The sequence below is a fragment of the Pseudoalteromonas sp. CO325X genome (genome assembly GCF_004208955.1).
Taxonomy (GTDB): Bacteria; Pseudomonadota; Gammaproteobacteria; order Enterobacterales; family Alteromonadaceae; genus Pseudoalteromonas; species Pseudoalteromonas ruthenica.
In genome coordinates this window covers 225161-246676 of sequence record NZ_SGPG01000014.1, presented here as the reverse complement: position 1 = coordinate 246676, position 21516 = coordinate 225161, and the positions used below count along the sequence as shown (strand labels likewise).

Sequence of the window (21516 nt, the reverse complement as noted above, 5' to 3'; positions counted from 1 at the left end):
TTAATAAGGCTAGTTATATTTAAGGATGAAAATAATGGTTCGCTTGCTCTTTACCTTCGTTTTACTGTTACTTACCACTTCTAGTCTTGCGCAAAGTAATCTATTCGTCGACAAATACAAAAGCGGCCGCACCAAGGCCGACGCCCATTACAGCTATATGCCTGTATTAGTGCTAGGCAAAGGTGATCAACGTATAGAGTTAGCGGGGGAGTATCGCGCTTACATGCAGGAGATTGAGCCTAGCGCCAAGCTCGGCTTTTCACATCTACTTGCTGATGTTAAAGCCAAGCTGGAGGCCAAGGGTTTTAGCACACAGGTTTATTGCGTTCAGGAGTGTGATAAACGCACTTACGCCCGGCTAATTGATGATACCTTTCGCGATACAGTGTTGTATCGCTTAGGTTATTACAATGTGCAGGAAAACCGATTTGGCTATCTGTCAGCGATGAAAACAGTGAATGAGCAGCCACGTGCAGTTATGCTGTTTGCTAAACAAGAACGCAGCGGAGGACTTTCTTTAGGCTATGAACAAATTGCATCGTTGCCTATGCCAGATGCGGGTCTTAGCGTGCAACAAGACTTTGAGATTGATGCGTTAGATTTTAGTCAGCTAAAAGCCAAGGAAAAAGATGCAAAAGGCAGTGCTGATCACCCATTAATAGAGCGCTTCCCTGGCAGTTATATCAAAAGCAGCGGCGTGAGTGATTATGAACCCTACCCGTTAATTGTCGGTCAGTATAAAAAATCAATTCCGGTGCGCACCGTCGGCGGTAAAGTGACCACGCTAAATTACCGTATTGATAAAACGGTTGGACCTTATGCAGTCCATAAAAACTACATGAATGCACTGACCCAAGCTGGGTTCACCATTATTTATGAGTGCCAAGCACGTAGTTGTGGCAACTATATCTTGCGTGATAATTACCGCGATACCATTTTTGCTAAGCGTCATGATTCTGATATCTATAACATGACTGAAAAAAGCAACTTTTACTTGTTCACAGCTGAGAAAGACACACCTCATGGCAAGCTATACACATCGATGTACAGCCTACAACGTAGGGCCGAGGAGAATGTAGAGTTGGTGGTTGATATTATTGAAGAAAAAGGAGTTAGCCACGTAGCTTTAAATATCGACAGTGATAATCTTTTAAAAGAAATACAAAACACAGGCAGTGTTTCTTTGTATGGTATTGAGTTTGATTTTAATAAACACACCATTAAACCTAGCTCAAAAGCGCAATTGGATGAAATTGCAAAGTTCTTAACACAAAGGACTGATGTTTCTTTGTATGTGGTTGGTCACACCGATAACAAAGGTGCATTTGACTACAACCAAGACTTAGCGAGTCGACGCGCTCAAGAAGTGGTGAACACCCTAGTTCGTGATTACCAAATAACCCAACAGCGATTGCAAGCGGTGGGTGTCGGGCCGGTCGCTCCGTTGGCTGCAAACGATAATGACGATAATATGCAGCGCAACCGTCGCGTTGAATTGGTACTTAAAGCACCCATGTTCCTATAACCGAGCAGTTAGCCCTGCATCAGGTTGCAGGGCGCTATGGTTGATTATAAGTTGTTCTGCGGCCTTGTTTTACAAAAGCACTGGTCAGTTATACAAAAAGTGCTGGGCCAGAACCAAAGACTCAATAATATTGGCAGAGCGTAAATTAATCGAAATGAGGGCGCAGCTGTTCACGCATTTCCATCATATTGCCAGGGTGGATTTCCCAGCGGTTTTTATCTTCGAACTCAAAATCGATTTTAAAGCGCTCTGTTTCACCATCCATTTGAAACAGTAGTTTTATAAAACGCCAGTCGCATTGTTCATAAATTTCCTCACGAAATTCGAGCAAGGTATCTTCTAGCAACAGCATATCGTCTTCAATCCTGGCTGTAGCGAGCTCTACTTTATCGTTATTGTATAGGAAACCAGAATTAGCGATGTGTCCTTCGTTAAATTCAAAAACAAACGAAAACGCTGTCCATGGGTTTTGCTGTACTTTCTTGCAGCGTAGAAATAGCTCGGCAATGTATTGGAGTCGTTCCATTGGTATATTCATACGGTGTCCTCTTGTAGGCGTTTAATGCATAGAATCGACAACCAACGCCAAAATAGCGATTAATCGAAATGAGGGCGCAGCTCTTCTCGCATCTCCATCATATTACCTGGGTGGATTTCCCAGCGGCTTTTATCTTCAAACTCAAAATCGATTTTAAAGCGCCCTGTTTCGCTTTCCATTTGAAACAGCAGTTTTATAAAACGCCAGTCGCATTGCTCATAAACTTCCTCACGAAATTCGAGCAAAGTGTCGTCTAACAACAAAGGATCGTCTTCTATTTCGGCAGAGGCAGGGCGTACTGCCTCTGCGTTGTATATGAAACCAGAGTTGGCCATATGGCCCTCATTAAACTCGAAAACAAACGTAAACGCTGTCCATAGGTTTTCTGCTACGTCCTCACAACGCAGGAAGAGATCGGCAATATATTGGAGTCGTTCTGCTGGTATATTCATTTTGTCCTTTTGTAGTCGTTTGATGCATAAAATCGACAACCAACGCCAGAATAGCGATTAATCGAACTGAGGGCGCAACTGCTCACGCATTTCCATCATATTACCTGGGTGGATTTCCCAGCGGCTTTTATCTTCAAACTCAAAATCGATTTTAAAGCGCCCGGTTTCACTTTCCATTTGAAACAACATTTTGATAAAACGCCAGTCGCATTGTTTATAAATTTCTTCACGGAATTCACGGAGTGTATCGCTGAGCAATAGCATATCTTCTTCAATCCTTGCTGTAGCCGGACGAATAGCATCTCCGTTGTATAGAAAACCGGAGTTGGCCATATGGCCATCGTTAAACTCAAAGACAAAAGCAAGTTCTGTCCATGGGTTCTCTTTTACCTTTTTACAGAGTAAAAATAGATCAGCGATATACTGGAGTCTCTCTGCTGGTATATTCAAATATCTAAAGCCCTATTCATTGTGATGCTTAAGCGCATTCTTTAAAAGCTTGCAGAACACCTTCGTTTAAAAGCTCATCATCGGTTAACCAGAAGTCTTGAAAGTCCTCCTCATATTTTCGGCTGGGTCGGCTAAAGTTAGTGACCCTAAAGCCTTTTCTATGTGGCGCGCCAACATTCATTTCTCTGTAAATACTTATCTTTTCGCCATTTACAAAGATATCCGTTCGGTTTACTCCAGCAGGAAGACCTCCTTCAGAGGCGCTGCGCCAAAACTTCTCTTCTATTGTTTTCGCAATTTGGGAAAGAGCAGATTTTGGAAATTCTGTTTGGTCAACGTAAAAATCAGGGATGTCCGGCTTACCGAACTTTGGAGGAGAGAGGCTTATGAGCACATTTATGTCTTCGTTCGATATAATAAACAAATGCTCTTTAGAGTCTGGCGAGTATTTCTTAAATTTGATACTCATTTTTTTTGGTAAGTCAAAGGGGTTTAATAATTTCATAGTGTTACACTCTAGGAGCTTTGATAAGCTTCACTGCGTCTCCAAGTTGGTTGACTTTCAAGGGATCTCTTTCAAATGTAAAAGATTCAACTACACCATAGTCGCTGTTTACTTTCTTTCCCCAGTTCGATGACTTATCGACTTTGGTTAATCCATTCCCACTAAATAAGTGATTGGCGCCAAACTGGTTCATAATTCTAAATCTAGCCAATTTTTGGTTTTGGGCTTTTGCATTTGTAGCTATCAAAAACTGTTTGAAATGTTTTTCATTATGAACGTTTCCTCCGTTACTTTGATATTGCTCTAAAGCTTTTTTAAAGTCCTGCGCACCTTCGTCGCTGAGCACCTTATCGATTATTCCGTGGGGGATTTTCCGCTTTTTCAAGTCGTCTTTTAGCTCGCGTTTACTAAAGTCTTTCATTTTCTCGAACGTAGGGATAAAAGTTTCCCGTTCTGCTTTTGGTGGCATTGAATGTGAGTCGATGATGGCTAAAGTAAACTCTTGATCTGGGGATATCTCCTTATGATCAATACCGAATAAGGCGGCCAGTAGCGTTGGGTCTGTATCCGCATTTTCCATTTGATCGAAAGTAGTCGCCCAATATGGAGCTCTTTTTGAATCTGGTCTGGGGAAGCCAAGACTGGAGTTTTCCGCTTTACTTACATCACCGAAGATTAGCCTCACAAAGAAACGGTCGTTTAGTTCACCTTTTTCGGCTAATTCCGTAAGTTCACTCTGTGAATATTTAGGTTGATATTCGCCGGTCTCTTCTAGACGTTTACGCGCATCCGCCAAGCGCTGAACACACTCTTCCATGCTTTGCGGTGGGGCCTTTTTCGGTGCTGGCGCTTTTTTAGCGCTTGCTTCACTTGCTTGCGGTTCGCTTGCTTTGCTGGTATCCGCTTTTTTGCCTGCGCCGGTGACCACTGGCGCTGAGCTTGTGGAGCTGGGTGCGGGTGCCTTTTTCTCTGGGCTTGCCAAATCGGCGCCGCTGCTGCGTTTTGGTGCGCTTGAGCCAGCGGCATCGCTACTGCGTGTTTTATCTGATTTTTGCAGCTGTTGTTTTACTACATTAGGGTGCTCGGCAATATCCCACAATTCGAACATCACTAAGCGTTCATCCACCAAAGCTTCGGCCACCTCGTTAAGCTGTGAAGTAACTGGCTTATAACCTGAGCCGAAGCTGGTGATATGTAAATAGTCGAACAAGGTGCTAATAATAAACTGACTATTGCGCCATGGGTCGAGATCATGCAAAAACTGCTCGGCAAATACACGCCCGGACCGAAATGCATAGATGGGATGGGGGAGCATAGGATCATCGGGGATATGTTCAGGGCGACACACCAAATGAGGATGACCAAAACTGCAATACACAATGTAGCCGCGAGCGAATGCTGCAGGCGTTACTGGGTTGTAATCCTTGACGAGACTAGAGCTTTCCATAGCACACATAAATTGTTTTTAACTGGCGACAATATTACCCGATGTGCTGCCCAAAAAAAAGCACAATAAAAAGAAAGCGCCCAGTCAGGGCGCTTATTCTACGCTATGGTGAAGGGGGGCCAATTCCTATGCACACCCCCTGTTTGAATCCAGTTAGAGAGGAACAAAAGGTGGTTGCAATTGCAAACCCTTCGCACGCTTTTACGGAACTTTATAAATAGAGCGATCACTTTTATTTTAAAAAAATAACAATCGCGTCTATCTCGCGTCTATCTCGCGTCTAGAGAACTAACACCATACTTTAATGCGCGGACTTAGGTGATTTGTTAGTTGCAACCTAGCATGCCTTTGTTATACTCGGCACGAACTTTCAGTAAGTAGTGAAAGTTCCTAACCAATATTTCGTAATTAAACCCGAAGTGGATGTACACAGTGCTTTCAGCTAACACGAACAATTCAACCTTGCTAACGCAACCGCTGGTGTTGGGCGCGTGCTTTGGTCGTGGTGTTGTGCTTGCTTGTGTGCTCTTTGCGCTTAATACGGCGTTGTTGCTCAGCGGCTCCCTTGGAGATGCCATCGACCTTGAAGCGCTAATGGGCGAAGGTTTAAGCCAAGAGCCTTGGTCAGTGGCGGCGATGCAGTTTTTTGCCCAGCCGGTGCTTAGCGCCCAGTTGTTAATTGGTTTATGTTGGTTATTGTTTCACTTTTTTGCGCCTAAGCGCGCAGCCATTTCGCTGCGTAAAGCGGCGTTTGCCTTTGTCGCTCCCACCCGTTGCCAGAATCCTCAAGGCGCGCATGGGTGCCGCGCTCCTCCATCAGTTGCCGGTTGATTGTTTTAGTTGCTATCCCCTAGGAAATGCGTGTCCTCGGTAGCGATCTCAGTGCGTCTGCTTAATTTTTGTCACTGACCACAGTCAACCCACCGCAGTGTTATTCGCGGTGCCTCGGGCAGCAATGCTAATTTATCTCTGCACACTCTACATTAGTGAAGGTCAAGCTATACGCTGACTCAGTCGCCCATGTTGCGGCTGCAGAGAACCTTTGGCAAAGCAGCATTTTTGCATCTTGAAAATGCTCCCTTAACCGCGAATTTCGCCCTTTAAGCGCTGTATTTATGCGCTTGAAGTAGCTCAGGCCACTTTGTGGCGAGGTTTAACCTTTAGGTTGTAGGGTAGTGTTTTGTTAACTCGAAAACTCTTTTCATTCGCTTTCGCTCTTATGGTGTTGGCGCTCAGTGGCTGTAGTGACGGAGTGCTGGACCCCAAGGGGCAAATTGGCATTGATGAGAAAAATCTCATTATTATTGCCACCGTTCTGATGTTGGTTGTGGTGATCCCGGTGATCATCATGACTTTGTATTTTGCCTGGAAATATCGCGATGGTCGCGACCATGAGATCTATGCCCCGAAATGGGCGCACTCGAGCAAAATAGAAGCGGCGGTGTGGACCATTCCCATCGTTATCATCATTGTGCTTGGGGTGATCACTTGGCGCTCCACACAAGCACTTGACCCATACAAGCCGCTGGCTGGGAAAGGGGAACATTTAACCGTGCAGGTGGTGTCGCTAAATTGGAAGTGGCTATTTATCTACCCCGAGCAGGGTATTGCCACGGTCAATGAGCTGGTGTTTCCAGCCAATGTGCCGGTGGAATATAAAATCACCTCGCAAAGTACCATGAACTCCTTTTTTATTCCCCAGCTGGGGAGCCAAATTTACTCCATGGCGGGCATGGAAACCCAGCTACACCTGATTGCCAACGAGCCTGGTACATTCAAAGGCTTTTCAGCTAACTACAGTGGCGCCGGGTTTAGCGGTATGAAGTTTAATGCCATTGCCACCCCCACACAGGCCGACTTTGATACCTGGGTTGCCAATGTCAAAGCCAAAGGGACTAAGTTAGACCAACACAGCTACGAGACGTTAACCCAACCCAGTGAATATCATCCGGTGAGCTATTACAGCGAGGTGGAGCAGGGGCTGTTTCACAGCATTGTGATGAAGTACATGCAAGGTCACGGTGAAATGAATTACTACGCCAAGCCCGAGCATGCGGCGCATAACCAACATCGCGTCGAGGAGTGAAAATGAATCTATTTGGAAAACTATCAATTGAGGCCATTCCATACCACGAGCCCATTATTATGGTGACTTTGGCGGTTGTGGCTGTACTGGGGCTGCTGCTTGCAGCGGCGATGACAAAATATCAAAAATGGGGCGTGCTATGGCGAGATTGGATCACCTCCATTGACCATAAACGATTGGGCATGATGTACATAACCCTTGCCCTAATCATGTTATTCCGTGGTTTTGCTGACGCTATTATGATGCGTACTCAGCTGGCCATGGCGACCGGAGGGGCAGCCGGGTACTTGCCCCCTGAGCACTACGACCAAATCTTTACCGCACACGGCGTGATCATGATTATCTTTATGGCGATGCCGTTTATGATTGGGTTGATGAACATTGTGGTGCCACTGCAAATCGGTGCCCGCGATGTGGCCTTCCCATTTTTAAACAACCTGAGCTTTTGGCTTACGGCGGGCGGCGCAATACTGATTAATTTATCCCTAGGGCTTGGCGAATTTGCGAAGACTGGGTGGGTCGCCTATCCGCCGCTATCAGAGTTATCCTTTAGCCCCGGTGTAGGAGTCGATTATTATATTTGGGCATTGCAGATATCAGGCTTGGGTACTTTGCTAACGGCGGTAAACTTCTTGGTGACGGTATTTAAAATGCGTGCGCCGGGCATGAGTTTGATGAAAATGCCTATTTTTACTTGGGCATGCACCTGGGCGAATATTCTTATTGCCGCATCGTTCCCCATCTTAACAGCGGTTCTGGCCATGCTTACTCTAGATAGATACATGGATTTCCACTTCTTCACCAATGAAGCAGGTGGTAATGCCATGATGTATATCAACTTATTTTGGGCATGGGGTCACCCTGAGGTTTATATTCTGATTTTGCCAGCGTTTGGCATTTTTTCTGAAGTGATCTCGACTTTCACTGGCAAGCGTTTGTTTGGCTACAAGTCCATGGTTTATGCCAGTGGTGCAATTTCCATTTTGGGCTTTATCGTCTGGCTGCATCACTTTTTCACTATGGGCTCCAGTGCCAACGTAAATGCCTTCTTCGGGGTGATGACCATGGTCATTGCGGTGCCTACTGGGGTGAAGCTGTTTAACTGGCTATTTACCATGTACCGGGGGCGTCTGCGCATCACCGTGCCGGTGCTGTGGACCATTGGCTTTATGATCACCTTTACCGTGGGCGGTATGACCGGCGTGTTGCTGGCCATTCCTGGCGCAGACTACGTGCTTCATAACAGCCTGTTTCTGATTGCGCACTTTCACAACACCATTATTGGTGGCGCGGTGTTCGGCTACCTTGCCGGCTTTGCCTATTGGTTCCCTAAAGCCATGGGCTACAAGCTGGATGAGCGTTGGGGTAAAGCGTCATTCTGGTGTTGGCTGGTGGGCTTCTTTGTAGCCTTTATGCCGCTGTATGTACTGGGCTTTTTAGGTATGACGCGACGCCTAAACCACACCAACAACCCAGATTGGAACATCTGGCTGTACATTGCCTTTGTCGGTGCTGTGATCATTATGTTTGGCATCCTATTTCAGGTGATCCAACTGGTGGTGAGTTATAAAAACCGTGCGCAATTGCAAGATACCACCGGCGATCCTTGGAATGGCCATACCTTAGAGTGGTCTACGGCATCACCGCCCCAGTACTACAACTTCGCAAACACCCCGGTGGTACGTGATATTGACGCTTGGACCGACACCAAAGAGCAGGGGCAGGCTTATCAGCAAGGGCAACACTATGCGCCCATCCACATGCCGAAAAACACCTCAGCTGGCGTGCTTATGAGCGCTGCGCTTACGGCATTTTGCTTTGCCATGATTTGGCATATTTGGTGGCTTGCCATTGCCGGTCTTGGCGCCGCCATCACCGTGTTTATTAAGCGTTGTTACAGCAATGACGTTGACTACTATGTGCCGGTGGCCGAAATTGAAGCCATCGAGTCAGCCCATATCCACCATGCAACTGCGGAGGGTCGCTCATGAGTGCCACTACATCAACCGCTATTCACACCTTGAATGAGGCGCATCACCACGATTGTGCGCACCACGATACATCAAGCAATACCGTGTTTGGTTTTTGGTTATACCTGATGACCGATTGCCTGTTATTCGCGTCATTCTTTGCCACCTACGCGGTGCTGTACATGAACACCGCTGGCGGGGTTTCCGGCAAAGATATCTTTGAGCTTGACTTTGTTGCCCTAGAAACGGCGGCCTTGTTGCTCAGCAGTATTACCTTTGGTTTTGCCATGATAACCGCTAAGGCGCAAAAACAGGCGGCTACATTGAGCTGGTTGGCGGTTACTTTTGCCCTAGGGGCGGTGTTCATCGCTATGGAAGTGTATGAATTTCATCACTTAATTGCTGCTGGCAATGGTCCGCAACAAAGTGCGTTTTTAACCTCGTTTTTCTCCTTGGTAGGGCTGCATGGCTTACATGTGAGTGCGGGGTTAATTTGGATGAGCGTGATGATGATTGAAGTGCTGCGTCGTGGGCTTAAGGGGCAAACGGTGACACGATTGAGCTGTTTAAGCTTATTTTGGCACTTTTTGGATATTGTTTGGATTTGTGTATTTACCGTGGTGTATCTAATGGGGGTGATGTCATGAGTCACAGTGAAACTCACGTGATGGATAAACTCGAGGCAGTCGCAGAGCAAGGCTCGGTTAATCACGCTAAGGATTATGTCATTGGTTTTATACTCTCGGTTGTGCTCACCGGCGCACCGTTTTGGGCGGTGAGCAGTGGGGTGCTATCCACAACCAGTACCTTGGCCACTGTGGTGGTGGCAGCCATAGTGCAAATTTGCGTGCATTTAAAATACTTTTTGCACCTTAACTTTGTTACTGAAGAAGGCAAAGCGAATAGTATCTCCTTTATTTTTAGTGCTCTTATCATCGTTATGGTGGTTGGCTTATCGGTGTGGATCATTTATGAGTCCAACGCCATGATGATGTACTAACGTCGAGGTCGAGCTTATGTTTCGTCGTTATTTTTCGGTGACTAAACCAGGGATCATCTTCGGCAATCTTATCTCTGTGGCGGGAGGCTTCTTGCTGGCCGCACGCGGCGAGATAGACTGGCCACTTATGTTGGCTACGCTCACGGGGCTCTCGTTGGTGGTGGCCTCGGGATGCGTTGTGAACAATGTTATTGACCGTGACATTGATGCCAAAATGGCGCGCACCCAAGGCCGCGTCACCGTCACCGGCGAAATATCGGCGTCGGCGGCATTGCTCCACGCCCTGGTATTGGCGGTATGTGGTTTTGGCGCATTAATCTGCTACACCAATACCTTGGCGGTGTGCTTTGCTGCCTTTGGCTACATCATCTATGTGGGCGTATACAGCTTGTATATGAAACGTCACTCCGTGTATGGCACCCTGGTTGGCAGCCTCTCTGGGGCGGTGCCTCCGGTGGTGGGGTATGGCGCCGTCAGTGGCCAATTTGATGCTGGGGCAGCCATTTTGTTGCTGATGTTTTGCCTATGGCAGATGCCGCATTCCTATGCCATTGCGATTTTCCGTTATCAGGATTACCGCGACGCCAATATTCCGGTGCTCCCGGTGGCAAAGGGCTTAGCCCGGGCGCAGCGGCATATTGTTTTCTACATTGCTTTGTATGCCTTGGTGGTCATGCTATTGCCGCTCGGTGGCTACACCGGGCTCGCCTTTATGGCGGTGGCATGCACGACTAGTTTTTGGTGGTTGCTGATGGCCCTACGTGGCTATCGCCGCGATATTGATATGCATGGCTGGGCACGCCAAGTGTTTGCCTTTTCCATTGTTAATATCACTGTGTTGAGCATCACCATGGCTGTGGACTATCACGCTGCCAATCCACAGTTGCTGGTGCTTAATTAGCATCTTTTAGCAGCATTTTCCCAAAGTTAACCAAAGGCCCGTAAGGGCCTTTTTTCTTATAGTTGTGCCGCCTGCTCAACCACAATGGCATGGCGTGCTGCTAGGCGTTCATGGTCTTTATCGTAGCCGCCGCCAATTACCGTAGCAACTGGGGTATTGTGCTGTGCACAGCGTTTGAGCACTAAGCGATCACGTTGTGCGATCCCCTGCCAGCTGACATCCAGCTTACCTAGGCCGTCTTGCTGCCAGATATCAACGCCCGCGTCATACAAGACTAAGTCGGGGTTTAGGCTATTGAGCAAGTGCACTAGGGTGTCATCGACCACGCCGAGGTATTCGTCATCGCTTATGTGATTGGCAAGACCAATGTCTAAATCACTGGCAGATTTGCGAAATGGGAAGTTCTTCTCACAATGAATGGAGCAGGTAAAAGCATAGGGCTGATGTTGCAGCAGCGCAGCGGTGCCATCACCTTGGTGTACATCAAGGTCAAAAACCAACACATTGGTCACTTCGCCACTATTAATCAGCGTTTGCGCCGTGAACGCTAAATCATTAACCATGCAATAGCCAGATCCAAAGTCATAATGAGCATGGTGAGTGCCCCCTGCCAAATGGCAAGCCACTCCATGAGTAAGGGCAAGACGAGCTGTTTTCAGTGTCCCCAAAGGCGCGGTGAAGGTACGCGCCATTAAGTTGTGTGACCAAGGTAGGCCAATACGGCGCATCGCTTTGGCATCTAAGCGGTTATGCCATAGGTCATGCACATAGTTATCGCAGTGAATTAAGCTGAGATCATCCGGGGTCCCGAGCGGCGGTTGCTGAAGATTATCACCGACCAAGCCTAGGCCTTTTACATGATGGTACAGGCGCGCAAACTTACTCATCACAAAGCGATGATTGGGGTCAAAGCTAAACGAGTAATTGGGGTGATAAACCAATGGTAAATGCGGATTCAAGGCCATACAGCAAACAGACTTAGCGATAACGAGAAGTTAAGCGTAACGAAAGAACCTAGAGTTTGTCTAATTTCCTTGAAAAGGAACTATCATTGTGGTGATATGTTATGTTGTATCATAACTTTGTAGTAAATCATGAATCTTTCACTTTCTCTTATCTCCTTAGCGTTAGCCAGCAGCCACAATGTTAGTGGTGCCATTGAGCACATCGAAGTTAGCGGGCAGCATCAACTTCCTTCTGCAAGCAGCGAATTGATTGGCGCAAATATTGAACTCAATGGTGCCCAATTAAACGAGTTAAAAGCGCCTACACTCGGCGACACTCTTGATACACTGCCAGGTGTGAGCGCAAGCCACTTTGGCCCCTCTGCTAGTCGTCCACAACTCAGGGGGTTCGGCGCTCAACGTGTGGTCTTAGCGACCAATGCGATGGCTGTGCGTGATATGTCTTCTATCAGTGCGGATCAACTCGTGCCAATAGAACCTTTCTTTGCCGATAACATCCGTCTGATTAAAGGCGCCACTGCGGTGATCCCTTTTGGCGGTGAGGCGATGGCAGGTGTTGTCGATGTTGATGACAGCCGTATTCCTAAACAACTAAGTGCTTGGCAAGCGCAAGAAAAAGTCGAATTGCAAAGTGGCTACAATAGTGCCAGCTCATTGCTAGCGCAAACTCAAGGGCAGCAACAAGGCTTCGCCTTTAATGCCAATATTCTTATGCGTCAACGAGGTGATTACAAAGTGCCAGACAGCGCCAAGGCACCGGTGTGTGCAAGCTGGTCAGAGTTAGTGACCGATGTGCGCCTAGCCGACCACTGTCAGGTTAAATTAGCGTCGCCGCAGTGGCAGTTTAACGGTGAAAAATGGGTTGATATTACCCCCCTTGATGAGCAGATAATTAGTCACTATGGCCTCAATGACCAAGGGAAAGTTAGCAACTCTAGTAGCTATCAAACCTCTGGCTCAATTGGCGGAAGCCAGCTATTTTCAGAGCACCAAGAGCTCGGGTTTGCATACAGCTTTGGTAAAGCTAACCGAGGGATTCCTGGGTTTATGCATCTAGGGTCTGCGATGGCCCCAAAAGTAGGTCAAGCAGCGGATATCCGCATTTACTCTTCTTATCATCGTGTTGATGGCCGCTACAGTCAACACTTCAATACCCAAAGCTACCTAGACTACCTTGAAATTAATGGCTTTTATTCTCAACAAAGAGATGACGAGACGTTAGCTGGCACCTCCGTTAACCTGTTCGAAGTAGATGCTTTGCAGCTCAACCCACGAGTTGGCTTTACATGGCACGATCAAGCGCCGGCCTCAATAGGGTTACAGATAGAGCGCAGTGAACACCGAGGCGAGGGGAGCGATAACTATTTGCCTGAGATCGAGGGCAAACGAGAGGCGCTGTATTTACTTCAAAACCTGCACTTGCAAGCATTGCAACTTCAGTTTGGCGCAAGGTATGACCATATTCAATATAAGCCGAATCTTGAAGGGAGTTATGTGCCCGGGCGTGGCCAAGGAGCAAACGTGCAGGAACGTGAGTTTCACTTGCAAAACTACAGTGTAAGCATGAATTATCATCCCGTGCCTATGTGGTCCCTACATGCTAGCTACACTGATGCGCAGCGTGCACCTGCAATTAATGAGCTCTACGCAAGTAACCCCCATTTGGCTTTATTAATTGAAGAGCAAGGTAATACGCATTTAAATGTCGAACAAAACCGAGCGTTAGAATGGGGGACGCGCGTTACTTTGGGTGACCTACAATTGGCGGCGACATGGTTTGATAATGAATACACCGACTTCACTTATCTAGGAAATACTGGCGTAAACAGAGGGGGTGTGTATGTTCAAGAGTGGCGTCAGGCTGATACCGATAATCAAGGCTATGAAATTACTTTAGATTATTCATATACCTTTAAAGACTGGGGCGTAATAACGCTATCTGCTTTCACAGACAGTGTAAAAAATACGCCTCGCTATCAGTTTGATGGCAGCTACGATCCTTTTGAACTAGACAACTTCCTAAACCCAGATAAAGCACAAGAAGCTGAATATTGGCGGCGCACTATGGAAGGAGACAGCATACCTAAAACTCCAGCGAATAGAACGGGCCTAAAGCTAGGTTGGCAGTATGATGGCTTGCGATTCACTGTAAATTACACACATCATGACAAACAACAAAATGTCGGTAAGCATGAAAGGCCTTCATCAAGCTATGCCTTGTTAGGTTTCGATGCCAGTGTCGTGCAACCTTGGTTAGGAGATAGCGGGGAATTATTTGTCAATATCGATAACATCACTGATGAAGATGCCCGAGCGCACCAAAGTTACTTACGCTTTATTGCTCCATTGCCAGGTCGCAGCATAGCCCTTGGATTGCGAGCGCGCTTCTAACTCATCGCCGGGGGGCGTTTAAGCCCCTCGTACATACTGTCAGATAAGCACTATACACACAGTGGCTTGGCTTTTTTTAATAACCAAAAATTGCATAGATGCGCAGCCATCAGCAATAAACTGCCGACAACGGAGAAAAGCACCTCTAAGCTTGGCACAAATAGCGCGGTGCCAAGCAGCGACAAGCCAATCAACGCGAGCAGTAACGGCAGTGGTTGATGATGTTGACGCAACCCCTGAGGAAGAGCCCACAGCGCTAAGGCTGCAATGACGAGGAATAGTCCTTGATGAATGCGCTCTGAGAACAAAAACTGCCCTAAAATAGATGTCGATATCAAAAAGCCTGCGGGCAATACAATGCAATGGACTAGGCAAAAAGCACTGAAAAAAATAGCTAATTTATCTTTCATAGATCCTCCCTTAAATTTCAAATGTTATATTATAACATTTTGTGCTGTATTGATATCTTCGCATCTTCAAAATAAATCGACGCTCAGCTATTGAAATTCATCGGCGTGTCCCAATTTAAATTTGAACGGCTATTCAAAAAGGAGTGACTATGTCATTATCAAACCGCCAGATCGTATTGAACTCTCGCCCTGAAGGTGAGCCCGTCGCAGATAACTTCCGCCTGCAAGAGGTGGACGCCCCGAAAGCGAAGCAAGGGGAAATGCTGCTGCGCACGATTTATTTATCGCTTGACCCTTACATGCGCGGGCGCATGAGCGACGCCGAGTCTTATGCCGATCCTGTGGCTATTGATGAGGTGATGGTCGGTGGTACGGTCTCCCAGGTTGTTGAATCTCACATTGAAGGATTTAAAGCAGGGGACTGGGTACTATCGATGAATGGCTGGCAAGATTACGCCATCAGCAATGGTGAAGGCGTTATTAACCTAGGCTCCCAGCCACAAAACCCATCTTATGCTTTAGGTGTTTTGGGCATGCCAGGGTTTACTGCCTATATGGGGCTACTTGATATTGGTAAGCCACAAGCGGGAGAAACCGTCGTGGTTGCTGCGGCCAGTGGCGCGGTAGGTGCTAATGTCGGGCAAATCGCCAAGCTAAAAGGGGCAAAGGTCATTGGTATCGCCGGTGGCGCGCAAAAATGCAGTTATGTTAAAGATGAACTCGGCTTTGATGCCTGCATCGACCACAAGGCCGATGACTTTGCTGAGCAATTAGCCAAGGTTTGCGACAGTGGTATTGATGTGTATTACGAAAATGTCGGTGGCAAAGTGTTTGACGCCGTATTGCCGTTATTAAATACCGGTGCGCGTATTCCGGTGTGTGGCCTTGTTTCCCAATACAATGCCACCGAATTACCTCCGGGGCCTGATCGCTTATCATTGCTGATGGGGAAAATCCTTACTAAACGTATGACCATGAAAGGATTTATTATTTTTGATGATTACGCTCATCGCTATGAAGAGTTTGCCACCGACATGCAAAAATGGGTGCAAGAGGGAAAAATTAAGTATAAGGAGCACCTAATTGAAGGGTTAGAAAGTGCACCTGAAGGCCTCAATGACGTCCTAGCAGGGCGTAACTTTGGCAAAATGGTGGTTAAAATAAACAACCCTGAATAACGGAAAAGCGAGCCGAGGCGCTTGCCTCGGCGTTAAAACGCTAATGCTTTTTTAGTTGTCGAAGTGAAGTTACAGCGGTGTTGGAAACTGAGTCATATTCACTATTCGCCCAGCCACCATAGTATGATGAATAATTAAAAATGATACTCTCACCCTCTGTTGTCAGAGGTGCAAAACTTTGTATAAGAGTTAATTCATTATTGTTTAAGGCATTTTGTACGATGCCAAAACATGTAGTAAAGTCAGTCGCTTGAGGACAATTATCATACTTTATAAAAACGACGCGATTGTCGTAAACTCCCCAAAAGTGTGTTGTCTCTTCACTCAATTCAACTTCATCGAGAGGGCCATCGGCACGTAAATTGAAACCCAATGTGCCATTGTCGTGAAAAACTGAGTAATAGATATCGTCATTTTCATTTACCCAATCTAGGTGCTCATATAAACCGGCAAAGCTTTGCACTGAAAGCGGTTGCTGCTCTTCGGCCTTCTTAAACAAACTCATAGGTCTTTTTGTTGTATATACATGGCTTATATCTGGCGACACAAAAATATCGTCATCTTTGTGTTGGAAGAAACCTACCTTATATTCACTATCTGGGTTACCTACTAGCAAGTGGTCTGCTTTTATCTCGTAAGGAAACTTTAGTTCCAACGACCCTTCAGTGTGTGGAACAGTTAAAGGAAAGGTCAGCTCGCTGGCAGAATCAAAGGTAACCTCAACCACTCCTTTAAATTGTGTTTCACTGGCAAGATCATCGTGAACTGACGCTAATCGACCAATATATTTTTGTCCGAATTCTAAAGAGGGTGGAGCTACTTTGTGCAGGTGATAGGTGGCGCTTAAAGAAGCATAGTCAGCTAATAAAGGGGCTAAGCCAATAAAGTCATCTACTTCGTACCCATTTAATGAAGATAATACTTCGCCACTGTGCAGTGCATCATACACGACAAAGTTATCATCAACGTAAAGTGGCTCGATGTAATCGATGTTGCGACCTATCGTCACTTCTTCCCAACGAGGCGCACTGGCGTTTTCAAAGTCTTTAGAAAAACTAATCTCGGTTTCATTCACAGTGAAGTGCTCACCATCGAGTTTTCCAACTAGGCTAGCGTAATAAAAAGAGCGATCAGGTAACGAAACTTTCGCTTCTAAACGAGTTTCAGCGTTAGCGGTGAACTGCCCTAAAAATGTGAGTCTAGGGTCTATTGCTGTTGTAAAGTAGGCATCTTCGATTGTAGGAGCAGAGCGTTTGGCCATATTAAAAGTGTAGTTTTGCTCTAGTCCCTCTACATGGATACGCAGTTGCGAGTCAGACTCAGCGACGGCGCGCAGCGTTGCAGCTTGTTGCTCACGCTCGCAGTATGGGCCACACAAAGCGGGGTCAACAGCTAAGTTCACAGCGGTCGCACTATTGTTTAACTCATAGTCAAACTGCTTCATGGTGTCATCAATAATGAGCGCGCCGGCATCATAGCCATTAAATACGATATTAAAGTCATTAGCGCTGTTTGACCAAGCACCACGCAGTTCAGCGCGACTCAGACTGATATCATCACGCCACTGCTCGGGGTTGTCATCTACTTCAACGGTTAAAGAATAGGCTTGGCTAAGCTCACCGTCGGAAACGTTCAGTGCTAATTCGTGACTGCCAATATCAAAAAAATCCGGTGCCAACGTTAACGTGGCGGTATTCTCGCTAAGGTCCACAGTGACCCATTGTGGTTTGTCTTCAATGGTCAAGGTGAGCGCATCACTTTCATTGTCGCTCATCTCTAGCGTGACCGTGGTGCTTTGCAAAGCTTTAACCGTGTTATTGGCAACACCACTGAGCGATGGGGCTGTGTTTTGTGGCTGTGAAGGAGTATTTTCTGAATCAGAAGAGCTGCCACCGCAGCCAAAAAGAGACAGTGCAATAGCACTACAAAGAAGCGAATGTTTCATGTTTATTATGTAAATCCTTGTTGATATTAGCAAGATGAGTCGCGCAGCTGTTCCAAGCGTGCGTACATATACTCGGTAAAAAAGCCATGCATTAAAAATCGCTGGCTGAGGTTCCACGGCCCAACTAAATACAGTGGGTATTTGTTGTAAGCCATTTCGGTGAGATTTGGTTCGCCAATCATTTGGCCAATGCGAATGGCCATAGATTGGTCAAGGTTAAAGCCATTAATGGCGTCGCGGTATTCGTCGCGTTTGAGTAGCAAACAAAACAGGCACATAAACAGTGCATGGGCACTTTCAAAGTCTAAAAACTGGCTCCAGCGCTTTTCCACCTGAAAATCATCCATATTAACCATTTGCCAATGGCGCCAATCAAGCTCAGTTTTAGGCTTTGATAGCGGTTGCCAATGGCCGAGCTGAGCAAAGGCTTTAAACAAGCACTGATCATGTTCAACAAAACTGGCATGGCGCATATCATCAATGGTTTTTGGATACAGCGGCACTGGCTCAACATCGGCTTTATCACTATTGGCGATAATAAAATTCAAGATGTTAGACTCGGTGGCGTAGTGGCGCAAAATCAACAAATTAGCCTCCACACTTACAAAGTGGCGACAAAACCAGCAAATCAGCTTTTGTAGTAGTCCATGGGCACTAAATTGGGGCAGCGGTAAGCGTTTAAATAACCACACCAAATGCAGCAATATAGCGAAAAGCCCTTGAAAAAGCGGGCGCACTAACCAGCGCAGCGGGTTGTTTAAGTCTTTAAGCCATAAATCCACAGCCGCTTGCTCAATGGGGATGGAATTATCAACGGCCAGCGCTTGCAGCAGCGCTGAGTCGTTTTTATTGGCGCTATTATTAGCCATCGACTTCCTCCAATTGCAGGGCGTAAAGGCGGGCGACAACCTTGGCGGTGCGTAAAATAGCTTGCACTTGAGACTCGTTTTGACACACCCGGTCGATTAATTGATAAAGCTTTTCTAAGTGGGCATCGTCGTTTTCGCCGTGGTAGCGCATAAAGCGAGTGTACTCACCCTCTAACGCGACACATTGCTCTATTTGCTTTGCCCAATCGCTGGCCATCTTGTGACCTAGGCCTTCAATAATCCACATCGCGCCTATCATATCCACCGGGTTGGGCTGCGAGCCGCGATACATTAAAAACGCATGCAAGGCTTCGCTGCCGGCGTTGCGAGGGGCGCTGAGAATATCGTCAAGTTGGCCGCCGGTGGCAAGGTAATCTTGCTCTAACACCTCATAATCGCGGTGCTCTTCTTGGGCATGGCCAATGACCACGGCACGCACATCGGCATAGTCTCTATCAAAGCTTGAAGCGGTGCGGGTGATCCAACGGGCTCCCTCAACCACCTGCTGGCGCAGATTAAGGAGTAATTTTTGGTAGTCGTGCACAGTAAACTGACCACGCTGTAGGCGCGCAATAATGTCGACACGCCCAAGTTGGCGCTCAAAGTCGAACCAAATGCGCATTAGCCCTTGCAGGCACTGTTGGCCGTGCTCACTTAATACATAGTGTTCCATGTTTACTCCTGTACCACGGTTAATTTCATGTAGGCGTTATTAAAGCGGCCGCTTTCCGGCACCATACAGATAATGGTATCGCCTACGCTATACTGCTGAGTGCGGCGAAATTCATCGAGCATAATAAAAATAGAGGCGCAGCCGGTGTTGCCGCGTTCATACAAGTTGGTGTACCACTTATGCTCGGGAATATGGCAGCCAGCGCGCTTAAGCATGTCGAAGATGGGCTGGCGAAAATAGTCGGATGAGTAGTGACACAGCAAATGGTCTATCTCGTCAACCTGGACACGGCCTTGGTCTAATAACCGTAAAAAGCCATCCACGCCCAGTTTGACGATGTTATCGAGTAAGCGCACATCTTGGCGTAATAAAATAGCCCCTGCGGCCTCGGCATCGCGGTAGCTCGGGTAATCCTGCCATGGCTTAGTGCTTTTATCCGCCGTACCCACCGACATACACACAGGATAGGCATCGGCGTGCGAAAAGCTGCGGATCCACTCTATTTTAAAACAGGTGCCACGGGGTTGGCGCTCGAGCATGAGGGCGCCCGCGCCATCGGAGAGCATCCAGCGTAAAAACTCGGCGTTAAAATCTAGCTGCGCGTCTGCCGCCTCATAACGACTGGCTTTGAACAGCCGCGAGGTGAGCTCACTGGCGACCACCATGGCCGATTCGTGCTCGCCAGCCAACAGTTGTAAATAGGCATTCTTTAATGCCATTAAGCTGCTCGAGCAAATGCCGTGGCTGGTGTGGATTTCTACATCACTGAGTGCCAGTTCGGCTTGCACCATAGAGGCAAACCCGGGCAACACCAAATCACCTTGGCTGGTGGCAGCGCACAATAAGCCAAGTTGATGTTTATCAAGATAGCTTTGCGCAAGGCAGTCGGCACCGGCTTTAGCGGCCATTTCGGCGTTAGAAATCGTGGTGTTGTGATCGCTATCAATGGCGTAATGGCGTGTTTTAATACCATTAGATTGTAAAATGCGCTTTTTTAGGCGGCTTGCTTTGCCGTGCACATAGCCCAGAAGCGGCTCAATTTGCTCATTATTAATGGCCGGGCCCGGCAAGTGATAACCCGTGCTGGTGATATAAACGCTCACGTTAAAGTCCTTTCAAACTGCTGCGCAAGCAGCGAATATTTTCTTCTAAATAAGGGAACACACACAGCACCGCCATAAAGGTTAAGTAAGCGGGTAAGAACCAAGAGCCACCATGAGGGTATTCCATTGGGGTAAGCTGCATTTGGCCTTGCCAATTGAGGGTGACTAAATCGACCACCACCGGCCAATTAACCACAGCGATGAGCGCCAACATATAAAGCGGCAAGGTCGCCAGGTAACTGTGTGCATGCATCTCCCATATACTGATGTGGCGCTTACCGGTCGCGTACGAGACATCCCAATGGGCCACCACCTCGTGCAGCAGCCAAGCGGCAAAACATATCAGCAGCACCAAGACATTTACGCGATATAGCAAACACATCAGGATAGGGATACCCACTTGGATGCCCATGACCGAGTGCATTAATGACTCTTTTAACCCAGAGGTGTGTTCGATATCGGTTGCGCGGTGACAACACCAGTCAATGAAGCCGGCAATGCCCCACAGCGGCAAAAAAACGAAGAGTAAGAGGTTGATCAGTATCTGTGCAGTATCCATAGCGTTCACACTTCCATGTTAGGAAGCAAAGATTACCACAGCAGATAAAGGCGGAACAAATATTCGTGTTTAACGGCTGTTATGGGCAAGCTTTAACGCGAGTGTACGGATTTCTTGCGCGTTACTGGCAGACCAGGCTTTGTCGCAGGCTTGATTGGCATCAAGCCACAGGTAACTAAGGTGCTCGTCGGCGGCCAGTTGGATTGGATAACGTTTGGGCAAGCACAATGAGAATACATACTCGGTATTCACCGTTGCCCCCGGTTGATAGCGATAGCGCCATTGTTCGCGGATAGCGTACCGGTGGCAGCGCTGTTCATCCACCAGCCTGAGTTGCTGCTGGCTAATATCAATGCCGGTTTCTTCGAACACTTCGCGAGCTGCGGTAGCACAGGGGAGCTCACCCTCATCAATACCGCCGGTAACCGATTGCCAAAAGTCAGGGTCGTCAGCGCGCTGTAGTAACAGGAATTCGCCCTCGAGGGTGTAGATAACCACGAGTACAGAGTAAGGTTGGCGTAGGCTCATATTCGTTGATAACTGCAATTA

22 protein-coding genes are annotated in these 21516 nt (G+C 47.2%); 9 read left to right on the top strand and 13 right to left on the bottom strand.

What is annotated here, in order from left to right; all coding sequences use genetic code 11:
* Positions 1–34: 34 nt before the first annotated feature.
* Complete coding sequence (locus EXT46_RS06475) at positions 35–1525, top strand: OmpA family protein (protein WP_165381070.1); 1491 nt, start codon at positions 35–37, stop codon at positions 1523–1525.
* A 145-nt stretch (positions 1526–1670) separates the two neighbouring features.
* Here EXT46_RS06475 and EXT46_RS06470 read toward each other — a convergent pair whose 3' ends face one another.
* Genes EXT46_RS06470 through EXT46_RS06450 form a run of 5 tightly spaced genes read right to left on the bottom strand, consistent with a single transcriptional unit; the run spans position 1671 to position 4917 of the window.
* Positions 1671–2063, bottom strand: a complete 393-nt coding sequence (locus EXT46_RS06470) for a hypothetical protein (RefSeq protein WP_130146067.1) — start codon at positions 2061–2063, stop codon at positions 1671–1673.
* 59 nt (positions 2064–2122) lie between these two features.
* Positions 2123–2515 (bottom strand): hypothetical protein, encoded by a 393-nt coding sequence (locus EXT46_RS06465; RefSeq protein ID WP_130146065.1) that lies wholly within the window; start codon positions 2513–2515, stop codon positions 2123–2125.
* A 57-nt stretch (positions 2516–2572) separates the two neighbouring features.
* A complete protein-coding gene (locus tag EXT46_RS06460) occupies positions 2573–2965 on the bottom strand; it encodes a hypothetical protein (RefSeq protein ID WP_130146063.1) in 393 nt (130 codons plus the stop codon).
* 28 nt (positions 2966–2993) lie between these two features.
* Positions 2994–3470, bottom strand: a complete 477-nt coding sequence (locus EXT46_RS06455) for a hypothetical protein (RefSeq protein WP_130146061.1) — start codon at positions 3468–3470, stop codon at positions 2994–2996.
* Positions 3471–3474: 4 nt separating this feature from the next.
* Positions 3475–4917, bottom strand: a complete 1443-nt coding sequence (locus EXT46_RS06450) for a hypothetical protein (RefSeq protein WP_130146059.1) — start codon at positions 4915–4917, stop codon at positions 3475–3477.
* 432 nt (positions 4918–5349) lie between these two features.
* Here EXT46_RS06450 and EXT46_RS06445 point away from each other — a divergent pair, with 432 nt between their 5' ends.
* From EXT46_RS06445 to cyoE, 6 genes are all read left to right on the top strand, one after another.
* Entirely contained in the window at positions 5350–5748 is a 399-nt protein-coding gene (locus tag EXT46_RS06445) for a hypothetical protein (protein WP_130146057.1), read from the top strand.
* Between the two features lie 388 nt (positions 5749–6136).
* A complete protein-coding gene (gene cyoA, locus EXT46_RS06440) occupies positions 6137–7003 on the top strand; it encodes a ubiquinol oxidase subunit II (protein ID WP_130146530.1) in 867 nt (288 codons plus the stop codon).
* A 2-nt stretch (positions 7004–7005) separates the two neighbouring features.
* Positions 7006–8994, top strand: a complete 1989-nt coding sequence (gene cyoB, locus EXT46_RS06435) for a cytochrome o ubiquinol oxidase subunit I (protein ID WP_130146055.1) — start codon at positions 7006–7008, stop codon at positions 8992–8994.
* Entirely contained in the window at positions 8991–9620 is a 630-nt protein-coding gene (cyoC, locus tag EXT46_RS06430; RefSeq protein WP_130146053.1) for a cytochrome o ubiquinol oxidase subunit III, read from the top strand. Before cyoB ends, cyoC begins: the two co-directional genes overlap by 4 nt.
* Positions 9617–9973 carry a cytochrome o ubiquinol oxidase subunit IV gene (cyoD, locus tag EXT46_RS06425; RefSeq protein ID WP_130146051.1) on the top strand — a complete coding sequence of 119 codons (357 nt, stop codon included), beginning with the start codon at positions 9617–9619 and terminating at the stop codon, positions 9971–9973. The genes cyoC and cyoD overlap by 4 nt, the downstream gene beginning before the upstream one ends.
* Before the next feature lie 16 nt (positions 9974–9989).
* A complete protein-coding gene (cyoE, locus tag EXT46_RS06420) occupies positions 9990–10874 on the top strand; it encodes a heme o synthase (protein ID WP_130146049.1) in 885 nt (294 codons plus the stop codon).
* 56 nt (positions 10875–10930) lie between these two features.
* Here the strand turns inward: cyoE and EXT46_RS06415 are convergent, their stop codons facing one another.
* A complete protein-coding gene (locus tag EXT46_RS06415) occupies positions 10931–11839 on the bottom strand; it encodes a histone deacetylase (protein WP_130146047.1) in 909 nt (302 codons plus the stop codon).
* Between the two features lie 129 nt (positions 11840–11968).
* On the opposite strand from EXT46_RS06415, the gene EXT46_RS06410 reads away from it, so the two are divergent.
* Positions 11969–14230, top strand: a complete 2262-nt coding sequence (locus EXT46_RS06410) for a TonB-dependent receptor (protein ID WP_130146045.1) — start codon at positions 11969–11971, stop codon at positions 14228–14230.
* Between the two features lie 50 nt (positions 14231–14280).
* Here EXT46_RS06410 and EXT46_RS06405 read toward each other — a convergent pair whose 3' ends face one another.
* Positions 14281–14640 carry a MerC domain-containing protein gene (locus EXT46_RS06405; protein WP_130146043.1) on the bottom strand — a complete coding sequence of 120 codons (360 nt, stop codon included), beginning with the start codon at positions 14638–14640 and terminating at the stop codon, positions 14281–14283.
* A gap of 149 nt (positions 14641–14789) precedes the next feature.
* On the opposite strand from EXT46_RS06405, the gene EXT46_RS06400 reads away from it, so the two are divergent.
* Positions 14790–15818, top strand: a complete 1029-nt coding sequence (locus tag EXT46_RS06400) for an NADP-dependent oxidoreductase (RefSeq protein WP_130146041.1) — start codon at positions 14790–14792, stop codon at positions 15816–15818.
* Positions 15819–15858: 40 nt separating this feature from the next.
* Here EXT46_RS06400 and EXT46_RS06395 read toward each other — a convergent pair whose 3' ends face one another.
* The 6 genes from EXT46_RS06395 to nudB form a co-directional block, all read right to left on the bottom strand.
* A complete protein-coding gene (locus EXT46_RS06395; protein WP_130146039.1) occupies positions 15859–17763 on the bottom strand; it encodes a hypothetical protein in 1905 nt (634 codons plus the stop codon).
* Positions 17764–17789: 26 nt separating this feature from the next.
* Complete coding sequence (locus EXT46_RS06390) at positions 17790–18632, bottom strand: hypothetical protein (protein ID WP_130146037.1); 843 nt, start codon at positions 18630–18632, stop codon at positions 17790–17792.
* Positions 18625–19305, bottom strand: a complete 681-nt coding sequence (locus EXT46_RS06385) for an iron-containing redox enzyme family protein (RefSeq protein WP_053909584.1) — start codon at positions 19303–19305, stop codon at positions 18625–18627. The genes EXT46_RS06390 and EXT46_RS06385 overlap by 8 nt, the downstream gene beginning before the upstream one ends.
* Before the next feature lie 2 nt (positions 19306–19307).
* Positions 19308–20408, bottom strand: a complete 1101-nt coding sequence (locus EXT46_RS06380) for a beta-ketoacyl-ACP synthase III (protein ID WP_130146035.1) — start codon at positions 20406–20408, stop codon at positions 19308–19310.
* A 1-nt stretch (position 20409) separates the two neighbouring features.
* Complete coding sequence (locus EXT46_RS06375) at positions 20410–20967, bottom strand: hypothetical protein (RefSeq protein ID WP_022946431.1); 558 nt, start codon at positions 20965–20967, stop codon at positions 20410–20412.
* Between the two features lie 69 nt (positions 20968–21036).
* Entirely contained in the window at positions 21037–21495 is a 459-nt protein-coding gene (gene nudB, locus EXT46_RS06370) for a dihydroneopterin triphosphate diphosphatase (RefSeq protein WP_130146033.1), read from the bottom strand.
* Positions 21496–21516: the final 21 nt, after the last annotated feature.

Coding starts and splice junctions, on each gene's coding strand:
- EXT46_RS06475 (WP_165381070.1), top strand. CDS start 35: ATGGTTCGCTTGCTCTTTACCTTCGTTTTACTGTTACTTACCACTTCT.
- EXT46_RS06470 (WP_130146067.1), bottom strand. CDS start 2,063: ATGAATATACCAATGGAACGACTCCAATACATTGCCGAGCTATTTCTA.
- EXT46_RS06465 (WP_130146065.1), bottom strand. CDS start 2,515: ATGAATATACCAGCAGAACGACTCCAATATATTGCCGATCTCTTCCTG.
- EXT46_RS06455 (WP_130146061.1), bottom strand. CDS start 3,470: ATGAAATTATTAAACCCCTTTGACTTACCAAAAAAAATGAGTATCAAA.
- EXT46_RS06450 (WP_130146059.1), bottom strand. CDS start 4,917: ATGGAAAGCTCTAGTCTCGTCAAGGATTACAACCCAGTAACGCCTGCA.
- cyoA (WP_130146530.1), top strand. CDS start 6,137: ATGGTGTTGGCGCTCAGTGGCTGTAGTGACGGAGTGCTGGACCCCAAG.
- cyoB (WP_130146055.1), top strand. CDS start 7,006: ATGAATCTATTTGGAAAACTATCAATTGAGGCCATTCCATACCACGAG.
- cyoC (WP_130146053.1), top strand. CDS start 8,991: ATGAGTGCCACTACATCAACCGCTATTCACACCTTGAATGAGGCGCAT.
- cyoD (WP_130146051.1), top strand. CDS start 9,617: ATGAGTCACAGTGAAACTCACGTGATGGATAAACTCGAGGCAGTCGCA.
- cyoE (WP_130146049.1), top strand. CDS start 9,990: ATGTTTCGTCGTTATTTTTCGGTGACTAAACCAGGGATCATCTTCGGC.
- EXT46_RS06415 (WP_130146047.1), bottom strand. CDS start 11,839: ATGGCCTTGAATCCGCATTTACCATTGGTTTATCACCCCAATTACTCG.
- EXT46_RS06410 (WP_130146045.1), top strand. CDS start 11,969: ATGAATCTTTCACTTTCTCTTATCTCCTTAGCGTTAGCCAGCAGCCAC.
- EXT46_RS06405 (WP_130146043.1), bottom strand. CDS start 14,640: ATGAAAGATAAATTAGCTATTTTTTTCAGTGCTTTTTGCCTAGTCCAT.
- EXT46_RS06400 (WP_130146041.1), top strand. CDS start 14,790: ATGTCATTATCAAACCGCCAGATCGTATTGAACTCTCGCCCTGAAGGT.
- EXT46_RS06395 (WP_130146039.1), bottom strand. CDS start 17,763: ATGAAACATTCGCTTCTTTGTAGTGCTATTGCACTGTCTCTTTTTGGC.
- EXT46_RS06390 (WP_130146037.1), bottom strand. CDS start 18,632: ATGGCTAATAATAGCGCCAATAAAAACGACTCAGCGCTGCTGCAAGCG.
- EXT46_RS06385 (WP_053909584.1), bottom strand. CDS start 19,305: ATGGAACACTATGTATTAAGTGAGCACGGCCAACAGTGCCTGCAAGGG.
- EXT46_RS06375 (WP_022946431.1), bottom strand. CDS start 20,967: ATGGATACTGCACAGATACTGATCAACCTCTTACTCTTCGTTTTTTTG.
- nudB (WP_130146033.1), bottom strand. CDS start 21,495: ATGAGCCTACGCCAACCTTACTCTGTACTCGTGGTTATCTACACCCTC.